Source organism: Pseudomonas sp. CC11G (assembly GCF_056174845.1).
This window is the reverse complement of sequence record NZ_JBWBZC010000020.1, coordinates 18,389-39,287: the sequence shown is the minus strand read 5'-3', so window position 1 is coordinate 39,287 and position 20,899 is coordinate 18,389. Positions and strand designations below refer to the sequence as shown.

The following is a 20,899-nucleotide window of genomic DNA, read 5'->3' as shown; positions in this document are numbered from 1 at the left end:
CTTTTCCAAATACCAACCCCTACGCTGTTTCCATTGGTAACCCAGCCGTAACAACCCCGCGAAACTCCCCCACCAACGACAAATCCGGCAACGGCGGCTGCGCCCCCACCAACAAGTGATTTACAAACAGATGAAACAGCTCCGACTGGCTAGAAATGCGCAGCTTGCTGTACAGATGCTTGCGATGGTTTTTCACCGTGCCCTCAGCAATTTCCAGGTGCAGCGCGATCGACACACTCGAGTGCCCGCGCAATATCAAGCTCACAATCGACTGCTCACGCGGCGTTAGCCGATCCGTAGCAAACCCAGCAAACGCCGCCTGTAAATGCTCGGCAATCGTCCGTACACCAGCGCCTTCCAATAGCGGCCGCACCGCCCCGCCGTAGTGTCGCTGCAGATAAGCCTCCAACGCCGGCTGACACAGCTGCAACGCGGCAAATTCCTCTTCGCTAAAAGCCTCTGAACCGTTGCAGCGCATCAGCGAATACGCGGCATAGGCACCGCCGGCCAACGGCGAAATAAACACGACTTCTTCAGCCAATGAACCGGACTCCAGCGAGATACACGGGTGCACATCCGGGGAGTTGAAGTACTCGCCTTCAAAGAAGGCATCCGGCGCCAGATCAACCATGCGATAGAGCCCCGCCGGCTGGCCGTGGGCGCAGGCGGTGTACACCGGGTCGAGTAAATACGTACCGCTGAGGTAGCGCTGCAACGCGCCAGGTTCTGAGATGCCCTGCAGGTTGTTGTGCAAAAACTGCGGCAAGGCGTTGGCGGGGTAAATCAGCACGCAACTCTGGTCGTAGGCCACGATGCTGTGCAGCACTTGGTCCATGCATTCGAGGAATGCCGGGGTGTCGACCGTGGCGATCAGCTGCGGCGTTCTGGCGTGCCAGGTTTCCAGCGCCAACCAGTTTTGCCCATGGGGAAATTGCGCACCGTGTGCCATGTTGCACCTTCTTTTTTGTAAGGCGCCCGACGGGTAAAACCGCCGAGCGCTACGTCACCTCATTCAGTGGGAAATCAAAGCACAACGCTTGCCAGATTGGCGAAAACGCCCCTCAAACTGCTGAAAAACAATTGTCCACGAACAACTGGGCACCGCTGACAAACGACGCATCGTCCGAGGCCAGGAACAACGCGGCACGCGCCACCTCCTCCGGCTCGCACAACCGCCCTTGCTGTATGGCAATCGCGGCTTCGCTGGCATCCACGCCATGGCCTGCAAGTCGTGCAGCTCACGTACGCCGTGAGCCGTGCGAATAAAGCCTGGCGCCACCGCATTGCAGCGAATGCCACGGTCACGAAATTCCACGGCAATGGCCCGCGCGAACATCTGACAGGCGCCCTTGCTGGCGTTGTACACCACCTCACCTGGCGTGGCGTATTGCGCCGAAATGGACGAGGTGCACACGATGCTGCCCTTGCCCTTGGCCAGCATTTGCGGCAACACCGCCTGGGTCATCAGGTACATGCTCTTGACGTTTACCGCCATCAGCCAATCCCACTCGTGCTCCTGCACCTCCAGAAACGGTTTCACGATCAACGTGCCGGCGTGGTTGAACAGCACATCGGCCGGGCCGAGCACTTCCAGCGCAGTGGCCACGGCTGCCTTCACTTCGGCGGCCTGCGACACATCGGCGCCAATGCCAATCGCCCTGCCCCCGTCGGCCTCGATCTGCCGGGCCAGCGCCTCGGCGGCCGGGCCGTCGCGATCGATAATGGCCACCTGAGCCCCTTCGGCGGCGAACAGGCGGCTGGCGGCCTCACCGCAACCGCCGGCGCCGCCGCTGATAATGGCGACCTTGCCGTGCAGGCGCCCTTGCTGTGCAGACATGCGTAACTCCTCGTTATGGGTAGGGATCAATGCGGGTGCGCGTCACGGCCGCCGTTGACGGCAAACGCTTCTTCTGGCGACAGCACCAGGCGGTGGCGGCGATAGAAAGCGAAGTAAGCGATGCCCAGCAAGTACCAGGCCGCTGCACCCAGTGCCGCCCAGCGGTAAAGCGGGTCGAGGAATTGGTACACCAGGGTCAAGGCGGCGATGGCAATCACCACCACGGCGCCGAACACCCCGTACGGGCTGCGATACGGGCGCGGCAGGTTGGCGTGCAAGCGCTTCAGGCGGATATAAGCCACGCTCTGCAGGATGTACGAAATCATCCCGGCGAACACGATCATGCTGACCATGATCCCGCCCATCAGCGCGTTGTTTTCCCGGCCGAAGGTGAACCAGAACACCAGCAGAACGGAGAGTGCCAATGCCGAGCCGGTCACCAGCGCGCGGTTGGGCGTTTTATGTTTCGAGTGAGTGACCGACAGCGCCGTCGGCAAATAGCCGGCGCGCGACAGCGAGTAGATATTGCGCCCGGCGGCAAAGCTGCCGGCCAGGAACGATGCCGCCAGGCCAAGTACGGCAACGGCAGCCAACACCTTGCTGGCGGTATGGCCGAAGATCACCCGGAAGCCATCGAGCAGCGGCTCCGCCGACGCACTCATGGCAAACGCACCGCCACCAATCGAGGCACTGAAATACAACACGCCGAGAGCCAGCGCCGCGAGAATCAGAATGCCAAACACCAGAGCACGCGGCATATGTTTGATTGGGTCGTGGGCTTCTTCAGCGGTCAGCGGCAGCTGTTCGATGGCCAGAAACATATACACACCAAACGGCAGCGCCAGCATCACCCCGGTTAAACCGAAGGGCAGCCACGGGCCATGCCCGCCGGCCACTTCCACTGCTTTGCCGTCGGCATCGGCGGCCAGGTTCAGGGCGTTGGCGGCGAAATCCACATGGGGAATGGCGGTGACGAAAAAACACCAGCAGCACGGCGATGGCCGCCAGGGTAATACCGACCACAATGCGCATCGACATGCCCAGACCACGCACCGACAACAGAAGCATGCAGGCGTAGCCGACGATCCACCACAGCGGTTGCCAGTCCGGCGACGTGCCGAAAATGGCCGATAGGTAGGTGCCCATAAAGAACATGTTGCCGGCCGGCGCCAGGATAAATTCAATGTTCTCCGCCAACCCCGTGCTAAAGCCGCCCACGGCCCGAGGGTGGTACGCGAGAACGAATAGGCGCCGCCGGTGTGCGGCAAGGCGGCCGACATTTCACCTATCGATGAACACAGAAACAGGTACATCACCGCGATGATCACCGTAGCCAGCAGCATGCTGCCAAAGCCCTGAGCCAGACCCAGGTTCCAGCCCGAATACTGGCCGGCAATCACCGCGCCCACGCCCAACACCAGCAGGGTGAAAAATCCGGCATGACGCTGCAGCGTGCGCTGTTCGAAGTAACCGGCATCCACCTGTTGGTAGCTGACACCGCCCGTGGCACCTGACGGTGCGCTTATTGTTGCGATCTTTTCCATCTGCCCCTCCCCTCGCTCATGGTTTTACCTAAGGGTGGATAGTCGCGGCAGCGGAAAAAATTCGGTATGTCCCCAAAGGGACATAGCTCAGTTATCAACCGTCAGTCCGTGGCGCTCGGCAATCGCCTTGTACACGCCATTACGGCGCAACTTAGCCAACGCCACGTTAAAGCGTTCCAGCAATTGCTCGGTGTGCGGGTAATTGCGCGAGGTCATCAGAAAGTTATGCCCCACCGCCAACGGCGTTTCCAGGGTATGGAACCCGCGCTGCTCATCGGCGGAGAAGTTCTTGCGGATCACATCCCAGCCCACCCCCTCCACCGACGGCACCATATCTACCCGACCGGCGCGCAGTTTTTTAAAGCTCGACTCTTCACTGGTGGCCAGGTCCAGGGTCAGCCCGGCTTCGGCGAATAGCGCCTCATAGTAATAACCGCGCACGCCGCCCATTTTGTAGGGCTGCAGTTCGCTCAGCTCGGTAAAGGTTTGCGGGTACTGGCGCTCGTCCTGCTGGTAGTAAAACAGCAGTGTTTTCTTGGCATACAGGGGCTGCGAGAACAGGAATTTTGCGTCGCGCTCGGGGGTGGGCACATAGGGCATGGTGGCCCAGACCTGCAAGGCTTCCACGGCCAGTTCGCAGCGCGGCCAGGGCAGAAAGCGGAACTTGAAGGTCACGCCCATTTCCTTGCCCACCTCGGGCAAGAGCTCGGTGAGAAAACTGCGCGCGGGGTTGGCGCTGACGTAGGGCGGCAGCTCGCTGGTGGCGATGGTGAGTACCGGGGTCGCGGCGTTGGCCTGGCTGCTGAGGGCGGCCAGGCAAAGTACGGCGCAAAGGAGGTGTCTGGTCGTATCGTCCGCCGGGCGTGGGTGATGAGGGGGTTATAGGACTCTAGACAATCCTTGCTCGCCAGACGTTCTGCATTTTCCTGCACGAGTCTGGGTCCCAGCTTTCGCTGGGACGACGGGGGGTGCCAGCACAATCCTCCGTCATTCCGGCGCAGGCCGGAATCCAGAATCTCAAGTCAGGCGCCCCACCCGCCTAAATACACTTCCACCACGCCCCCACTCACCCTCACCGGCCACACCTTGAGTGACTGCTCCGGATACTCCAGGCACGTACCGTCCTGCAGCCGGAAATGCTGCTTATACAACGGCGCAGCAATCACCAGATCACCGGCCAGATTCCCAACGATGCCGCGCCCAATCACATTGGCGCCCGACATCGGGTCACGGTTCTCCACGGCAAACACCTGCTCCCCTTCCGGCAGATAAAACAGCGCCACCTGCACGCCGTCCACCAGCGAAACCACGCCAGAATTAGCCACCAGATCGCCGCGCGCGCACACGGCGGTCCAGCCCTGTTGCTCGATTGCCATGGCCTGCATCACACCACCTCCACTGCGTTGATCAGCTTGAGTTCGTCCAACTGAATTGGGCGGATCTGCCCGCGTTCTTTGACGAAGTGAATATCCGGGTCGCCGCCCTTGGCGTTGACGAAGGTGCGGAAGCGTTTGAGTTTTTCCGGGTCTTTAAGCGCGTTGGCCCATTCGCATTCGTAGCGGTCGACCACCAATTGCATCTGCGCCTCCAGCTCGGCACCCAGGCCCAGGCTGTCGTCGATGATCACGGCCTTGAGGTAGTCCAGGCCGCCTTCCAGGGTTTCGCGCCATACCGAGGTGCGTTGCAGTTTGTCGGCGGTGCGGATGTACAGCATCAGGAAGCGGTCGATGTAGCGGATCAGGGTTTCGTCATCCAGATCGGTGGCGAACAGTTCGGCGTGGCGTGGGCGCATGCCGCCGTTGCCGCTTACGTACAGGTTCCAGCCCTTCTCGGTGGCGATAACGCCGACGTCTTTGCTTTGCGCTTCGGCGCATTCGCGGGTGCAGCCGGAGACGGCGAACTTGAGCTTGTGTGGCGAGCGCAGGCCCTTGTAGCGGTCTTCGATAAACAGCGCCATTTTCACGCTGTCTTGCACGCCGTAGCGGCACCAAGTGCTGCCGACGCAGCTTTTTACCGTGCGGGTTGATTTGCCGTAGGCGTGGCCGGTTTCAAAGCCGGCGGCGATGAGCTCGCCCCAGATATCCGGCAGCTCGTGGAGTTGCGCGCCGAACAGGTCGATGCGCTGGCCGCCGGTGATTTTGGTGTAGAGGTCGTATTTTTTCGCCACGGCGCCGATGGCGATCAGCCCATCCGGGGTGATTTCGCCGCCGGGAATTCGCGGCACCACCGAGTAGGTGCCGTTCTTCTGCATGTTGGCCATAAAGGTGTCGTTGGTGTCTTGCAACGGCACCAACCACGGTTCCTGAATCGGCCGGTTCCAGCACGAGGCGAGAATGGAGCCGATCGCCGGCTTGCAGATATCGCAGCCGACATGGCCTTTGCCGTGGCGGGCGAGCATGTCTTCGAAGGTTTCGATGCCGCCGACGCGCACCAGCGAATACAGCTCTTGGCGGGTATAGGCGAAGTGTTCGCACAGGCTCTTGTCGACCACCACGCCGCGCGCCGTGAGTTCGTGCTCGAACACCTGCTTGAGCAAGCCCGCGCAACCGCCGCAGCCGGTGGCGGCTTTGGTGCTGGCTTTGAGGCCAGCGAGGTCGCTGCAGCCGTTGTCGATGGCGCAGCAGATCGCGCCTTTGCTGACGTTATGGCACGAGCACACGGTGGCGGTGGCAGGCAATGCGTCCACGCCCAAAGCCGGCGCGGCGCTGCCTTGCGGCAAAATCAGTGCGGCGGGGTCGGCGGGCAGCGCGATGCCGTTCTGCACGTATTGCAGCAGCGTGTCGTAGTAGCTGTTGTCGCCAACCAGCACCGCGCCGAGGGCTTGTTTGCCGTCGGCGGAGACGATCAGGCGGCGGTAGGTGGACGTGGCTTCGTCGATAAACCGATAGCTGCGTGCACCAGCCGTGGCGCCGTGGGCATCGCCGATGGAGCCGACGTCCACGCCGAGCAGCTTGAGCTTGGTGGACATATCGGCACCGAGAAACGGCGCGGCGCTGTCTTCACTCAAGCCGGCCAGATCGCATAACTGCGCGGCCACGCTGCGGGCCATTTGGTAGCCCGGCGCAACCAGGCCGAAGATGCTGCCGTTCCAGGCCGCGCATTCGCCGATGGCGAAAATGCGTGCGTCGCTGGTGCGGCATTGGCTGTCGATGGCGATGCCGCCGCGGGCACCGAGGTCCAGTTCGCAGGCTTTGGCCAGCGCGTCTTGCGGGCGGATACCGGCGGAGAAAACGATCAGGTCGGTTTCCAGAAACTCGTCGCCGGCGAAGTTCATGCGGTAGCGGTAGTCGCTGCCCTTGGTGATCGACTGAGTGCCGCGCGACAGGTGCACGCTCACTCCCAGTTCTTCAATCCGCGCTTTCAGGGCCTGGCCGCCGTTGTCGTCCAACTGCACGGGCATCAATCGCGGGGCGAACTCGACCACGTGGGCTTCGAGGCCAAGGGACTTGAGCGCATTGGCCGCTTCCAGACCGAGCAAGCCACCGCCGACTACTACACCGCGGCGGGCGTTTTTCGCGGCGGCCTGAATGGTGTCGAGATCGGCCAGGGTGCGGTACACCAACCGCGAATCACCGGCCGCGCCTTCAATCGGCGGCACGAATGGATAAGAGCCGGTGGCGAGCACCAATTGGTCATACGGCACGCAACCATTGGCGGTGATCACCTCGTGCCGGGCGCGGTCGATTTCCAGCACCGGTACGCCCAGGTGCAAGGTGACGCCCGGCGTCTGATACAGCGCCGCTTCGCCAAGGGCCAGCGACTCGGCATCGCGGCCGCCGAAGTACTCGGAGAGGTGCACGCGGTCATAGGCGCGCAGTGGTTCTTCGCTGAATACGTGAATGCGGTAATGCGCCAGTGCGCCCCGCTCCACCAACTGCTCCACGCAGTGATGCCCCACCATGCCGTTGCCGATTACCACCAGGGTTTGCAGATCATTTGTGCTGTTCATGTGTGCACCCGCCAAGGTCAATCCGGTTTTGTCGAAGCAAAAAAAAAGCGCCCGGAACCAAAAAGGTTCCAGGCGCCTTTGCCTGTTCGTGCTGCCGGCCCATAGGCCTGACGCAGTCATGTGTACCCGGGCCGTTTGCGGCCAGATGATCGCCATTGATCAACAGGGCATCCCACACGCTGCAACGCGGCGGGTTGGTTGGGCGTATGCAGTGGTTGTGCCAGAAGGATTTAAAGGGGGGTGTAGAGGCCGGGGTTGGCGGGTTTGTGGTGTCGGCGGCGGTCGCTGGGAGCCAAATGAATCAGGACCAAAACAGTGCGAGCACAGTGCACGGCGCCCCAACGTGACGCGAATTTTGCGGGCAATAACATCTGCGCACCTGGATTCCCGCCTTCGCGGGAATGACGGTGAAGGCCCGGAAAACCTGCGTCGTCCTCACGCGAGCAACGCGTTGGCCCAGCCATTGCTACACACACGCAAAGGCCATCAACGACGATGGCCACCTTTACAGGCAAAGGCGCCATGCAGCTTCCGTTGAAAAACGGTGCAGTTGCATGGCGCCTTTTTCGTTTCGGCGGGAAAAGCATGGTCGAGTTAGCGACGAGCAAAACAGTCCGCAGCGTGTGCCCTTATTGCGGGTGGGCTGCGGCATTGTCATGCAGGTGGAAAACAACCTGATCGTCAAAGTCTCGGGCGATAAACAGCACCCGAGCAACGCCGGTCGCCTGTGCACCAAGGGCAGCACCTGCGGCCAGGCGGTGGCTAACAGCGGCCGGATGGAACATGCCTTTATGCGTCAGGAGCGCAATCGCGACCCGGTGCGTGTCGGCATCGAACAGGCTATCGAAGCTACCGCCAGCCGTCTGCGCGCGATCATCGATGAGCATGGGCCGGACGCCGTGGCGCTGTATGTGTCCGGGCAAATGTCGCTGGAGGCGCAGTACCTGGCCAACAAGTTGACCAAGGGGTTTATCCGCAGCCGGCATATCGAATCCAACTCGCGGCTGTGCATGGCCAGCGCTGGCAGCGGTTACAAGCTGTCGCTCGGCGCCGATGGCCCGCCCGGTTCTTACGATGACTTCGACCACAGCGACCTGTTTTTGGTGATCGGCGCGAATATGGCCGACTGTCACCCGATTCTGTTTTTGCGCTTGCTGGACCGGGTGAAGGCTGGCGCCAAGCTGGTGGTCATCGACCCACGGCGCAGCGCCACGGCCGACAAGGCGGATCTGTTTCTGCAAATCCGCCCCGGCACCGACCTCGCCTTGCTCAACGGTTTGCTGCACCTGCTGGTGAAAAACGGCCATACGGATGCTGCGTTCATCCAGTCGTTTACCGAAGGCTGGGAGGTGATGGAGGATTTTCTGGCCGTCTATACGCCAGAGCATGTCGCCGAGATTACCGGCTTGAGCGAGGCCGATATTCGCCAGACTGCGGAGTGGATCGGCGCCGCGCAAAACTGGATGAGCTGCTGGACCATGGGCCTCAACCAAAGCGTGCACGGCACCTGGCACACCAACGCGCTGTGCAACCTGCACTTGGCCACCGGCGCCATCTGCCGTCCTGGCAGTGGGCCGTTTTCCCTTACCGGCCAACCGAACGCCATGGGCGGCCGCGAGATGGGCTATATGGGGCCCGGTTTGCCCGGCCAACGTTCGGCATTGGTTGCCGAAGACCGCGCCTTTATCGAACAACTTTGGAACCTTGAGAGCGGCAGCATTCGTGCCGAAGCCGGCGATGGCACCGTGGCCATGTTCGAACAGATGCGCGCTGGCCACATCAAGGCGTGCTGGATTATCTGCACCAATCCGGTGGCCAGCGCGCCCAACCGGCAAACCGTAATCGAGGCGCTGCAAGCCGCCGAACTGTTGATCACCCAGGACGCCTACCTGGACACCGAAACCAACCGCTACGCCGACATCCTGCTGCCCGGCGCGCTGTGGGCCGAGGCCGAAGGGGTGATGATCAACTCCGAGCGCAACCTCACCCTGATGCAACCCGCCGTGCAGGCGCCTGGCGACACCCTGCCCGACTGGCAATTAATCGCCCGCGTGGCGTGCTCCATGGGCTACAGCGAGGCGTTCACCTATGCAAATGCCGAGCAGGTGTTCGAGGAAATCAAACACGCCGCCAACCCGAAAACCGGCTACGACATTCGCGGCGCCAGCTACGCCCGCCTGCAACAGGCGCCGCTGCAATGGCCCTGCCCAAGCGTCGCCGGCAGCGCGCGCAACCCCATCCGCTACCGCGACGAACACACCACCCGCTTTGCCACCGACAGCGGCAAGGCACAGTTTTTCGCCCGCCCCTATTTGCCGCCCGCCGAGTTGCCGGATGACGACTTTCCGCTGGTGCTCAACACCGGCCGCCTGCAGCACCAATGGCACACGCTGACCAAGACCGGCAAGGTGCCGACCCTGAACAAACTCAACCCCGGCCCGTTTGTGGAAATTCACCCCAGCGACGCCACGCGCCTGGGCGTTGCTGAGCGTAGCCAGGTGGAAATCCGCTCGCGCCGTGGCCGTGCCGTATTGCCGGCGGTGATTAGTGACCGGGTGCAACCGGGCAATTGTTTTGCGCCGTTTCATTGGAACGATGTGTTTGGTGAAAACCTGGCGATCAATGCCGTCACCAGCGATGCCATCGACCCGATTTCGCTGCAGCCTGCGTTCAAGTTTTGCGCGGTTGCCCTGCTGCCCATCGCACCGCCATCCGCCAAGGAATCTGCTCCGATGACCCTCGATGCGCTCGCCCGCCAGCTCAACCTCGACACCCCGGCACCGCTCGCCCTGAATGCTGATGAGCAGCTGTATATGCAGGGGTTTCTGCTGGGCCTGCGTAGCGTGGATGCGCGCGAGGGTGGCGTGCCTACGCTGCCGGCCAGCGCGCCAATTGCTCCCGGTAAACGGCTGCTGGTGGATGGCCTGCTGGCGGGCATGTTTTCCCGCGCGGGCAACGCGTCCGCGCCGCTGGCGTTGGTAGAAAACCATCAACCCGAATGGCTGGTGCTCTGGGCCTCGCAAACCGGCAACAGCGAAACCCTGGCCGCCACCTGCGCCGCGCGCCTGGGCAGCGCCGGCCAACGCGCGCGCTTGCAGGCGATGGACGAGGCCAAGCTGGATGACCTGCGCAATGCCGCCGGCGTACTGCTGGTGACCAGCACCTTTGGCGACGGCGACCCGCCCGATAACGCCAGCGATTTCTGGCACAGCCTGCAAAGCGCCGATTCCCAGGCCTTGGCCACCAGTCGCTTTAGCGTGCTGGCGTTGGGCGATTCGAGTTATCAGCAGTTCTGTGGCTTTGGCCGCAAGCTCGATGAACGCCTGGCCGCCCTGGGCGCCGAGCGTTTACAGCCGCGGCTGGACTGCGAGCCGGATTACCAAGGGCCGGCCGAAAAATGGCTCAACGAGTTGTGCAGCCGGTTTGGCGGCGAACTTGAACCGGCGGCGCTGTTGCGCCCGGCACCGGTGGAAAGCAGCACCTATAACCGCGCCAATCCGTTGCGTACTCGCTTGGTGCATAACCATGTGCTCAACAGTCCCGGCGCGGCAAAGGAAACTCGCCACCTGGCGTTTGACCTCAATGGCCATGACTTCCCGTACCAGGCCGGCGATGCCCTGGGCGTATGGCCGAGCAACGATGCCGCGCTGGTGGACGAACTGCTCGCCACGTTGCGCCTGGAGGGCGACAGCCCTGTCGAACTGGACAATCAGCCCACCCTGCCGCTGCGCGAAGCCCTGACTGAACACCTGGAAATCGCCCGCATCAGCCCAGACCTGCTGCGCCGTGTAGCCGGCCACAACGGCAGCCCATTCCTCGACGAGTTGCTGCACGAAGGCAATCAAGCGGCGTTGCAGGACTGGCTCTGGGGCCGGCAAGTGCCAACCCTGCTGCGCGAATTCCCCATCGCCCTGGATGCCCAGCAACTGGCCAGCCTGCTTAAACCGCTGCAACCGCGCCTGTATTCGATCAGCTCCAGCCCGAAGGTAACGGCCAACGAAGTGCACCTGACCGTCGCCATCGTTCGCTACCAGCACCAAGGCCAGGCGCGTGGCGGCGTGTGCTCTACCTTCCTGGCCGACCGCGCAGCCAACAGCGGCGTACGGATTTTTCTGCAACGCTCCACCCACTTCCGCCCGCCGCAGGATCCGACCACGCCGCTGATCATGATTGGCCCCGGCACCGGCATCGCGCCGTTTCGGGCGTTTTTGCAGGAGCGTCAGGCGCAAGGTGGCGGCGGCAAGAACTGGCTGTTTTTCGGCGAACAACGCGCCGCGAGTGACTTCTACTACCACGACGAACTGCGCGCCTGGCAACGCAGCGGCTTGCTCACCCGGCTGGACACCGCGTTTTCCCGCGACCAGCAGGAGAAAATCTACGTACAGCAACGCATGCTCGAAGAAGGCGCGGCGCTCTGGCAGTGGCTGGAGCAAGGTGCCTATGTGTGCGTGTGTGGCGATGCCAGTCGCATGGCCAAGGACGTGGATGCGGCGCTGAAGAAGATTGTGCAGGTGCACGGCAAGATGAGTGCGGGGGCGGCGACGTTGTATGTGAGTGGGATGAGCAAAGACCGGCGCTATCTGCGGGATGTGTATTGAAGTCACGATTCTGGATCCCAGCCTGCGCTGCGGTCCGACGATTCGGGATGACGGGGGTTTGTAATTCGTCTACCGTCGCCCCAGCGCAGGCTGGGGCCCAGAATTTGTCAGGACTCCGCCAATCAACGGCACACCATTTGCTCATCAAACCCCAAAGGCCCCCTTCCAACGCTGGAACACGGCCGCAACTGACATGACAATGGCGTCGTGCTCGACTGGCAATAGGCCGGGAGACACGGCGTTTTTTTTGCAAAACGGTTTGGGAATACGCGGCATGAGCGACCACAGCAACTCCCTGGATGCACTCCACGCCCTGGCCTGGGTGGCCGGCAGCGACGCGCCGGAAAAGAACGTGCTGAACCTGGGTTTTATGCCGCTCAGCGACTGCGCTTCCGTCGTAGTCGCCGCCACACAAGGCTTTGCCCAGCCGTATGGCCTGACCCTGAACCTTAAACGCCAGAGCTCCTGGGCCGGCCTTAGCGACAAATTGCTGAGCGGCGAACTGGATGCCGCCCATGCGCTATACGGCATGGTGTACGCCATTCAACTGGGCATCAGCGGCGCGCCAGCTAGCGACATGGCCGTGCTGATGGGCCTGAACCAGAACGGCCAGAGCATCAACCTCTCACAGCCGCTGAAAGACGCGGGCGTGACCACTGGCAGTGCACTGCAACAGCGCGCGCACCAAAGCGATTCGAAACTGACCTTCGCCCAAACCTTCCCCACCGGCACCCACGCCATGTGGCTGTATTACTGGCTAGCCAGCCAGGGCATTCACCCGCTGGCCGATGTAAACAGCGTGGTGGTGCCGCCGCCGCAAATGCTCGCGCATCTGCAAGCCGGGCGTATCGATGGCTTTTGCGTGGGCGAACCCTGGGGCGCCCATGCCATTGCCGAGGGGCAAGGCTTTACCGTAAGCACCAGCCAGGCGCTGTGGCCAGACCACCCGGAAAAAGTGCTGGCCTGCACCCGCGAATTCGTTGAGCAAAACCCCAACACCGCGCGTGCCTTGGTGATGGCCGTGCTGGAAGCCAGCCGGTTTATTGAAGAAAGCCCGGAGAACCGCCGCAGTACCGCGCAGCTGCTCAGTGCCAGCGAGTTTCTGGATGCGCCGGTGGCGAGCATCGAGCCGCGCCTGCTCGGCCGCTACAGCGACGGGCTCGGTAATAGCTGGCAAGACCAACACGCCCTGCGCTTTCACGCCAAAGGCGCGGCGAACTACCCGTACCTGTCCGACGGCATGTGGTTTATGACCCAGTTCCGCCGCTGGGGCTTGCTGCGTGAAGAGCCCGATTACCTGGCCGTGGCGCAGCAAGTGCAACAATTTGAGCTGTACGCCCGCGCTGCCGGCAGCCTGGAAATCGCCCTGCCCGCCTCGCCGCTGCGCAGCAGCACCTTGCTCGACGGCAGCGTGTGGGACGGCAGCAATCCCGCCGCCTACGCCCGCAGTTTTGCCCTGCATGCGTTGCAGTAAGGAGTCGCTGACCATGTTGCGCATCCTGCTGATCAACGACACCTCCAAGAAGGTCGGGCGCCTACGCGCCGCCTTGAGCGAGGCCGGTTTTGAAGTGATTGACGAGTCCGGCCTGACCATCGACCTGCCCGCCCGCGTGGAAGCCGTGCGCCCGGACGTGGTGCTGATCGACACCGAATCCCCCAGCCGTGACGTGATGGAGCAAGTGGTGCTGCTGAGCCGCGACCAGCCACGGCCCATCGTGATGTTTACCGACGAGCACGACCCGGCGTGATGCGCCAGGCCATCAAATCTGGGGTGAGCGCTTATATCGTTGAAGGCATTCATGCGCAGCGCTTGCAGCCGATCATGGACGTGGCCATGGCCCGCTTCGAAAGCGACCAGGTGCTACGCGCCCAACTGCACGCCCGCGACCAGCAGTTGGCCGAGCGCAAGCGTGTGGAATTGGCCAAAGGGCTGCTGATGAAGATGAAAGACTGCAATGAAGAAGAGGCCTATACCCTGATGCGCCGCCAGGCGATGAGCCGGCAGCAGAAGTTGATTCAGGTGGCGGAGCAGATTATTGCGATGAGTGAGATGTTGAATTAGCGCGTCACTGTTATTCGACTACTTCGAAATTCTGGATCCCAGCCTGCGCTGGGATGACGGAGGTGTTTGGGAGGACACCGTCATCCCAGCGTAGGCTGGGATCCAGAATCCCCAGGCGTACGCGATGGTGCGCACAACACCCTCCACGCGCCATAACGCAGCACAACCCCCCTCCCCAACCACCTCATAAACGCCAAACCCCTTGATCTAGAGCCTCCCACCCAACCTGGCACACAACCTGCTCATACATTCCTACAGGTAGCCAACGGCGGTTGCCCCACCACGACAAAGACGTCGCTATTCCCTAGGCCAAGTGCCCGGAGGAAGGCGGCGTTTTTTGCGTTTTCGGCCTCGGAAACGAGGGGGTGGGTTAGCCGGTCTGGCTACTCCGCCTGCAAACAAACTTTTTTGCAGATGAGGTGTTGAATGAACAACAACAGTTTCTGGAAAGCCGGGCACACCCCCACGCTGTTTGCCGCGTTCCTGTATTTCGACTTGAGCTTTATGGTCTGGTACCTGCTCGGCCCCATGGCCGTGCAAATCGCCACCGACCTGCAACTGACCACCCAGCAACGCGGCTTTATGGTGGCCACACCGATTCTGGCCGGCGCCTTTCTGCGCTTTCTGATGGGCATGCTGGCGGATCAGCTGTCGCCGAAAACCGCCGGCATCTTCGGCCAGATCGTGGTCATCAGCGCCTTGGCGGTCGCCTGGAAGCTGGGCATTCACAGCTATGAACAAGCCCTGCTGTTGGGCGTGTTCCTCGGCATGGCCGGCGCCTCGTTCGCCGTGGCCCTGCCGCTCGCTTCGCAGTGGTACCCGGCCGAGCACCAGGGCAAAGCAATGGGCATTGCCGGTGCGGGCAACTCGGGCACGGTGATCGCTGCCTTGGCTGCGCCGGTGCTCGCTGCCGCCTTCGGTTGGACCAACGTGTTCGGCCTGGCGCTGATTCCGCTGTTTCTAACCTTGCTGGCCTTCAGTCTGATGGCGAAAAACGCGCCAAACCGCAGCAAACCCAAATCCATGGCCGACTACTTCAAGGCTCTGGGCGACCGGGACAGCTGGTGGTTTATGTTTTTCTACAGCGTCACCTTCGGCGGCTTTATGGGCCTGGCCAGCGCCCTGCCCGGCTACTTCCATGACCAGTACGACCTCAACCCCGTGACTGCCGGTTACTACACCGCCGCCTGTGTGTTCGGTGGCAGCCTGATGCGCCCGTTGGGCGGCGCGCTGGCCGATCGGTTTGGCGGCATTCGCACCTTGCTGGGCATGTACGCCACGGCGGCCGTGTGCATTGCCATCGTCGGTTTCCACCTGCCGAGTTCGTTTGCTGCGTTGGCGCTGTTTGTCGTCGCGATGCTCGGTCTGGGTGCTGGCAATGGCGCGGTCTTCCAACTGGTACCACAGCGCTTCCGTAAGGAGATCGGCGTAATGACCGGTTTGATCGGCATGGCCGGCGGCATCGGCGGTTTCCTGCTGGTGGCCGGTCTGGGCGCGATCAAGCAAAACACTGGCGACTACCAGCTCGGCCTGTGGCTGTTCGCCAGCCTGGGCGTCATCGCCTGGTTCGGTCTGCATGGCGTTAAACGCCGCTGGAGAACCACCTGGGGTTCGGCTGCCTTCACCGCTGCTCGCGTGTAAGGGCCAACCATGAGCCTGCAATTGAGCTACGCCGAAGCCAGCGCCAGCGGGCCACGGGCGGAGAATCAAGACGCTGTGCGCCTGGTCACTCCGGCCCCGGCCCTGGCCGCCAGCAAGGGCTATCTGTTTGCCCTGGCCGACGGCGTAAGCCAATGCGCCGACGGCGGCCTGGCGGCGCGTTCAACCTTGCAGGCCCTGGCATTGGATTACTACGCCACCCCGGAAACCTGGGGCGTGGCGCAGGCGCTGGATCGTTTGCTGTTGGCGCAAAACCGTTGGCTGCATGCCAACGGTGGCGGGCAACCGTTGCTCACCACGCTCAGTGCGCTGGTGGTGCGCGGCAAGCAATTTACCCTCGCCCATATCGGCGATTGCCGGGTGTACCGCTGGTTCGCCGGCCAGTTGCAGCGCATCAGCGAAGACCACGTGTGGGGCCAGCCAGGCATGCAGCATGTGCTCAAGCGCGCCATGGGGCTGGAACAGCATCTGGTGGTCGATTACCTGGATGGCGAGTTGCGCCAGGGCGAGAGTTTTTTGCTGGTGAGCGATGGCATTTGGGCGACCCTCAGCGAGGCGTCCATCGCCGGCATTCTGCGTGACGAAACCCAGCTGCAAGCGGCCAGCCAGGCGTTGGTCAGCGCCGCCCACCAGGCTGGCAGCCAGGACAATGCCAGCGCCGTACTGGTGCGCGTCGATGAGCTGGGTGAAACCGGCCTCGGCGATGTGCTCGGGCAAATCGAACAATGGCCCCTGCCACCGGCGCTCAAGCCGGGGCAACAGTTTGAAGGCTGGCAGGTGGAGGCCGTGCTTGGTCAAAGCCGTCAGTCGCTGCTTTACCGTGTTACCGACACCCAGCAACAACCCTGGCTGCTGAAAACCCTGCCAGCCAGTCGGGAAAGTGACAGCAACGCCGGGCAAGCCCTGCTGCAGGAAGAATGGTTTTTGCGCCGGGTGGCCGGCCGTTACTTTCCCGAGGTGCACCACGCCAACCAGCGTCAGCACCTGTATTACCTGATGCGCGAACACGACGGCATCACCTTGGCCGCGCACCACCACATGCACGGCAACCTCGGCCTTAACCAATGGCTGGACATTGCCTCGCGCCTGCTTCGGGCGCTGGGCATGTTGCACCGGCGCAATATCCTGCACCGGGACATCAAACCGGAAAACCTGCTGCTGGGCAGCGACGGTGAACTGCGGGTGCTGGATTTCGGCCTTGCCTATTGCCCTGGCCTGTCGCGCCAGGACGACGGCGAGCTGCCCGGCACCCCAAGTTTTATCGCCCCGGAGGCCTATGCCGGCGCCGCACCGAGTGTGGCGCAGGACCTTTTTAGCGCCGGTGTGACGCTCTACTTTCTGCTCACCGGCCACTACCCCCACGGCGAAATCGAAGCCTTCCAGCGCCCGCGCTTCGCCACCCCGATTGCCGCCAGCCGCTACCGGCCCGATGTGCCGGAATGGCTGGTGCACAATCTGGAAAAAGCCCTGGCCACTGACCCTGCGCAGCGCTACGAGACGGCCGAAGAATGGCTGTTGGCGTTGCAGCAAGGTGAGCACCAACCGGTGGCAAGGCCTCGGCCGTTACTGGAGCGCGAACCGTTGAAAGTGTGGCGCGGGCTGGCCCTCGCTTCGCTGCTGATAAATGTGATTGTGCTCGCGTGGCTGTTGCACGCATGACACCGACCAAGGAGACACCATGAGCGCAAAAGTCTGGCTGGTTGGCGCAGGCCCCGGCGACCCGGAACTACTCACCCTCAAAGCCGTGCGCGCGCTTAATGCGGCGCAGGTGGTGATGATCGACGACCTGGTGAACCCGGCCGTTCTCGAACACTGCCCCGGCGCCAAAATCATCCCCGTCGGCAAACGCGGCGGCTGCCGTTCCACGCCCCAGGAATTTATCCACCGCCTGATGCTGCGCTACGCCCGCCAAGGCTATTGCGTGGTGCGCTTGAAAGGCGGCGACCCGTGCATCTTCGGCCGCGGCAGCGAAGAAGCAGACTGGCTGCACGCCCACGGCATCGAGGTGGAGTTGGTCAACGGCATTACCGCAGGCCTGGCCGGCGCCACCCAATGTGGCATTCCGCTCACCCTGCGCGGCGTCGCCCGTGGCGTTACGTTGGTAACCGCCCACACCCAGGACGACAGCAGCCTCAACTGGCAGGCGCTGGCGCAAAGCGGCACCACGCTGGTGATCTATATGGGCGTGGCGAAATTGGAGGAAGTGCAACGCGAATTGCTGGCCGGCGGCCTTCCAGCCAACACGCCAGTGGCGATGATCGAAAACGCCTCGCTGCCCCAGCAACGCGAATGCCGCAGCAGCATGGCGACCTTGCGCGAAGACGCGCTGGCGTTTGCACTCAAAGCGCCAGCGGTGTTGGTGATTGGTGAGGTGGCGGGGTTGGGCCAGATGGCCGCCGTGCCGCGTGGGCAGACGGCCGTAATCGCTTAAGCCTGTGCCTGGCGAGCCAACTTAATGGCTTTGTTTGCGTCGTAAGTGGAGCGATACAGTACGTACAACGCCAAGATAGGCACCAGGGAAATAAACACCCGAAAGCAGGCATCGAAGAGCGAGTTGATGCGTTTATTCAGCAGGAAAATAAAGGTCAGCTTCGAAATCCATAAGGTCACGACGACAATTCCGAGTAGCCCTTGGATCCACTCGTGTTTGTCGATGTCTGGAACCAGCCCCGTCACGACGAAGGCGACGATGAAAATCGAGAAGAAGGAATACAGCATTCCCTTCTTTAACCGGGTAATTCGGGCAATGGATTCGTTGCTTGGCTGGGTATTCAGGCTTGCAGAAGGCGGTGCATAAACGTCGGTCAGGTCGACAGCGTTCATATCGCCAATTTCAATATCCCTATCTCTCATCGTGGCATCCCTTGCTAGAAAATGAGTAATGGCTAACTGCAGGCACATTACCCAGGCGGTTGGGGAATGTCACTAGCGAAAGCATCGAGGCTGAAGCCTCTCCCACTGGGTACGGTGATCTCCTGTGGGAGAGGCCGGTCCGGCGCTCCGGTTAGCCTCGATTGGACCTCACACCACACGCATCGACAGCTCCACATCCTCAGCAAACGGAATGGACAAATAACCGCTCTCCACCGACCGCACGCGCTGCAAATACTCGGGGCTGTAATCGGCGTTATCGGCAACGATCAACGCCCCCGGCCGCAAGCGGCTTTCGAGCAGCGCCAGCACTTGCGGGTACAGCGCTTTGGCGCCGTCAAGTAGCACCAGGTCGATGCTCTCCGGCAAATCCACCGCCAACGTTTGCAGCGCATCGCCCTCGCGGATCTCCACCAGATCCAGCAACCCGCCCTCTTGCAGATGGCCACGGGCCTTGGTCACTTTCGAGGCTTCGAATTCGCTGGTGATCAACCGGCCGCCGCCGTTATCACGCAGCGCTGCCGCCAAGTGCAACGTGGAGATACCGAACGAGGTACCAAACTCGACGATGCTCTGCGCCTTGCAACTGCGCGCCAACATATAGAGCAAGGTGCCGGTGGCTGGCGACACGGCCAGCGGCAGGTCTTTAAGCCGTGCGTAAAAATCCTGGTACTCGGTTTTGCTGTGCATCAGGCGGGTAAGTTCAGTACGGGAAAAACTGTCGAAAACTGGGCTGCTGCTGGTGGCATCGGCTTCGCTAAATAGGCGCTGCAACAGGCTGGCGACAGGTTGGCTGGTAAGGGTGGTCATGGGGGCTCCAGAAGCTCGTTTGAACGCTTGATTGCGCCTCGCTAGAATGCGAGCAATCACTCGCGTTTTACTATTCGCATTGCCCGAGGCCGCCATGACCGAACGCCAAAGCCCGCGTATTTCCTCGCGTAAACAGCCTAAACAGGCCCGTTCTGCGGAGCTGGTAGCGACCATTTTGCAGGCCGCTACTCAGGTTTTGGCCAAAGAAGGTGCGGCGCGTTTTACCACTGCGCGGGTGGCCGAGCGCGCCGGCGTGAGCATTGGCTCGCTGTATCAGTATTTTCCCAACAAGGCGGCCATTCTGTTTCGTCTGCAACGGGATGAATGGACGCAAACCACCGACCTGCTCGGCGCCATTCTCACCAACACCACGCAGCCGCCGCTGCAGCGTATTCACACGCTGGTGCATGCGTTTATTCAGTCCGAATGCGATGAAGCGCAAATGCGCGTAGCCCTGAATGACGCCGCCCCGCTCTACCGCGATGCGCCGGAAGCGCAGGCCATCAAGGCCAACGCCGAGCAGACCATGCGCACGTTTATGCAGGAGGCATTGCCGGCGGCCAGCGACGCCGCGCGCGACCTGGCCGGGCAGTTGATCACCGACACCATGAGCGCCGTCGGCAAACAGTTTTCTGAAACCCCACGCACGCCAGCCGAGGTGAACACCTATAGCGAGGCCATGGCGCAGATGTTTTGCAGCTACCTGCAGCAGCTCACTGATACGCCGCCAGCTTCGCCTGCCAAACGGGGTCGGCGCTCAGCGAGTCAATAGCGCGGTTCAACTCCGCCAGCACGCGCGTATACGCGGTGGGCACCAGGAAATGGCGGCGGTAGGTGTACAGCGCAGGCTCGGCGGCAAATACGTGATCGCGCATCGACGGCTCGGTGTGCAGGTAAAACGCCAAGGTGCGTGTGCCGACCACGGTGGCATCTATCCAGCCGCGCTGCAGGCGTTGCAGGTTCACAGTTTCGCTCACGCTGTCTTCGCGGCTGACTTTGCCGGTCAGCAGCCAGGCGTCCAACTCGGGGAACTGATGCCCTGCAACCAGGCCCAGGCGATGGCCGGCCAGGGTGTCCAGGGTTACGCGGCTGACCTCGCCGCTATTGCGCGACACCAGCACGTTGGCGTCTTCAATAAACGGCTGGCTGTAGGTGTACGTCGGCGAATCGCCGAACCAGCCGGGATTTACGCCTAACACCAGACCGTGCAGCTCACCGGCGGCCAGCTGGCGATCCAGGCGGCGCCGGGGAATGTCGCGAATGGAAAAATGGTAGGCCGGCAGCAGATCATTCAGCCGCTGGGTCAGGTCGAAATACAGCCCTTTCTCGTCGTCGAAATCGACCACATAGGGCGACTGCTGCTGATAACAGAACAGCGTTATTTGCTCGACCGCCTGCGCGGCAGCCACGTGACACAGCCAGATAACGCCACACCAGAACGCTCGCACCCGCGCACTCCCTTTTGGAATCCCCACGGCAAACTATAGAGCATGCGCCAGCGGCTTTTTTGCCGTGAAGGTTGGAGCGCAACAATGCAGACGGTATAACGAACGCCAGAACGTTTAGCGT

The 20,899-nt window shown here is 62.1% G+C and carries 13 protein-coding genes and 3 pseudogenes; 7 read left to right on the top strand and 9 right to left on the bottom strand.

The genetic code is table 11. The features are described 5' to 3' along the window. Nucleotides 1-19: 19 nt before the first annotated feature. The 6 genes and pseudogenes from AC0V2S_RS20640 to nirB form a co-directional block, all read right to left on the bottom strand. Complete coding sequence (locus tag AC0V2S_RS20640) at nt 20-949, bottom strand: LuxR C-terminal-related transcriptional regulator (RefSeq protein WP_475511348.1); 930 nt, start codon at nt 947-949, stop codon at nt 20-22. Nucleotides 950-1,061: 112 nt separating this feature from the next. Continuing rightward, nucleotides 1,062-1,837 (bottom strand): annotated as a pseudogene (locus AC0V2S_RS20635) (SDR family NAD(P)-dependent oxidoreductase). 26 nt (nt 1,838-1,863) lie between these two features. Then, on the bottom strand, nt 1,864-3,381 hold the full coding sequence (locus AC0V2S_RS20630) for an amino acid permease (protein WP_475511347.1): 1,518 nt from the start codon (nt 3,379-3,381) through the stop codon (nt 1,864-1,866). A gap of 87 nt (nt 3,382-3,468) precedes the next feature. Beyond that, a complete protein-coding gene (locus tag AC0V2S_RS20625) occupies nt 3,469-4,134 on the bottom strand; it encodes a substrate-binding periplasmic protein (protein WP_475511426.1) in 666 nt (221 codons plus the stop codon). 269 nt (nt 4,135-4,403) lie between these two features. Next, nucleotides 4,404-4,766 carry a nitrite reductase small subunit NirD gene (gene nirD, locus AC0V2S_RS20620; protein ID WP_475511346.1) on the bottom strand — a complete coding sequence of 121 codons (363 nt, stop codon included), beginning with the start codon at nt 4,764-4,766 and terminating at the stop codon, nt 4,404-4,406. Continuing rightward, nucleotides 4,766-7,330 (bottom strand): nitrite reductase large subunit NirB, encoded by a 2,565-nt coding sequence (nirB, locus tag AC0V2S_RS20615; RefSeq protein ID WP_475511345.1) that lies wholly within the window; start codon nt 7,328-7,330, stop codon nt 4,766-4,768. The genes nirD and nirB overlap by 1 nt, the downstream gene beginning before the upstream one ends. 585 nt (nt 7,331-7,915) lie before the next feature. Between nirB and AC0V2S_RS20610 the strand changes: the two are divergent. The 6 genes and pseudogenes from AC0V2S_RS20610 (at nt 7,916) to cobA (ending at nt 18,080) form a co-directional block, all read left to right on the top strand. Further along, nucleotides 7,916-11,928: pseudogene (locus AC0V2S_RS20610) on the top strand (molybdopterin-dependent oxidoreductase). A 274-nt stretch (nt 11,929-12,202) separates the two neighbouring features. Then, nucleotides 12,203-13,402: a CmpA/NrtA family ABC transporter substrate-binding protein gene (locus AC0V2S_RS20605; protein ID WP_475511344.1), complete on the top strand. Its 1,200-nt coding sequence runs from the start codon at nt 12,203-12,205 to the stop codon at nt 13,400-13,402. Between the two features lie 13 nt (nt 13,403-13,415). Further along, nucleotides 13,416-13,990 (top strand): annotated as a pseudogene (locus tag AC0V2S_RS20600) (ANTAR domain-containing response regulator). Between the two features lie 426 nt (nt 13,991-14,416). Beyond that, nucleotides 14,417-15,631, top strand: coding sequence for a nitrate/nitrite transporter (locus AC0V2S_RS20595; RefSeq protein ID WP_475511343.1), 1,215 nt, complete (start codon nt 14,417-14,419; stop codon nt 15,629-15,631). A 9-nt stretch (nt 15,632-15,640) separates the two neighbouring features. Then, nucleotides 15,641-17,308: a bifunctional protein-serine/threonine kinase/phosphatase gene (locus AC0V2S_RS20590; protein WP_475511342.1), complete on the top strand. Its 1,668-nt coding sequence runs from the start codon at nt 15,641-15,643 to the stop codon at nt 17,306-17,308. A gap of 19 nt (nt 17,309-17,327) precedes the next feature. After that, nucleotides 17,328-18,080 carry a uroporphyrinogen-III C-methyltransferase gene (gene cobA, locus AC0V2S_RS20585; protein ID WP_475511341.1) on the top strand — a complete coding sequence of 251 codons (753 nt, stop codon included), beginning with the start codon at nt 17,328-17,330 and terminating at the stop codon, nt 18,078-18,080. On the opposite strand, the gene AC0V2S_RS20580 is transcribed toward cobA, so the two are convergent. Together AC0V2S_RS20580 and AC0V2S_RS20575 are read right to left on the bottom strand one after the other, a co-directional pair. Continuing rightward, complete coding sequence (locus tag AC0V2S_RS20580; RefSeq protein WP_475511340.1) at nt 18,077-18,472, bottom strand: hypothetical protein; 396 nt, start codon at nt 18,470-18,472, stop codon at nt 18,077-18,079. The genes cobA and AC0V2S_RS20580 overlap by 4 nt on opposite strands. Before the next feature lie 198 nt (nt 18,473-18,670). After that, complete coding sequence (locus AC0V2S_RS20575; protein ID WP_475511339.1) at nt 18,671-19,330, bottom strand: O-methyltransferase; 660 nt, start codon at nt 19,328-19,330, stop codon at nt 18,671-18,673. 94 nt (nt 19,331-19,424) lie between these two features. Here AC0V2S_RS20575 and AC0V2S_RS20570 point away from each other — a divergent pair, with 94 nt between their 5' ends. After that, nucleotides 19,425-20,102 (top strand): TetR/AcrR family transcriptional regulator, encoded by a 678-nt coding sequence (locus AC0V2S_RS20570; protein ID WP_475511338.1) that lies wholly within the window; start codon nt 19,425-19,427, stop codon nt 20,100-20,102. Here AC0V2S_RS20570 and AC0V2S_RS20565 read toward each other — a convergent pair. Next, nucleotides 20,044-20,778 (bottom strand): substrate-binding periplasmic protein, encoded by a 735-nt coding sequence (locus AC0V2S_RS20565; protein ID WP_475511337.1) that lies wholly within the window; start codon nt 20,776-20,778, stop codon nt 20,044-20,046. The genes AC0V2S_RS20570 and AC0V2S_RS20565 overlap by 59 nt on opposite strands. Nucleotides 20,779-20,899: the final 121 nt, after the last annotated feature.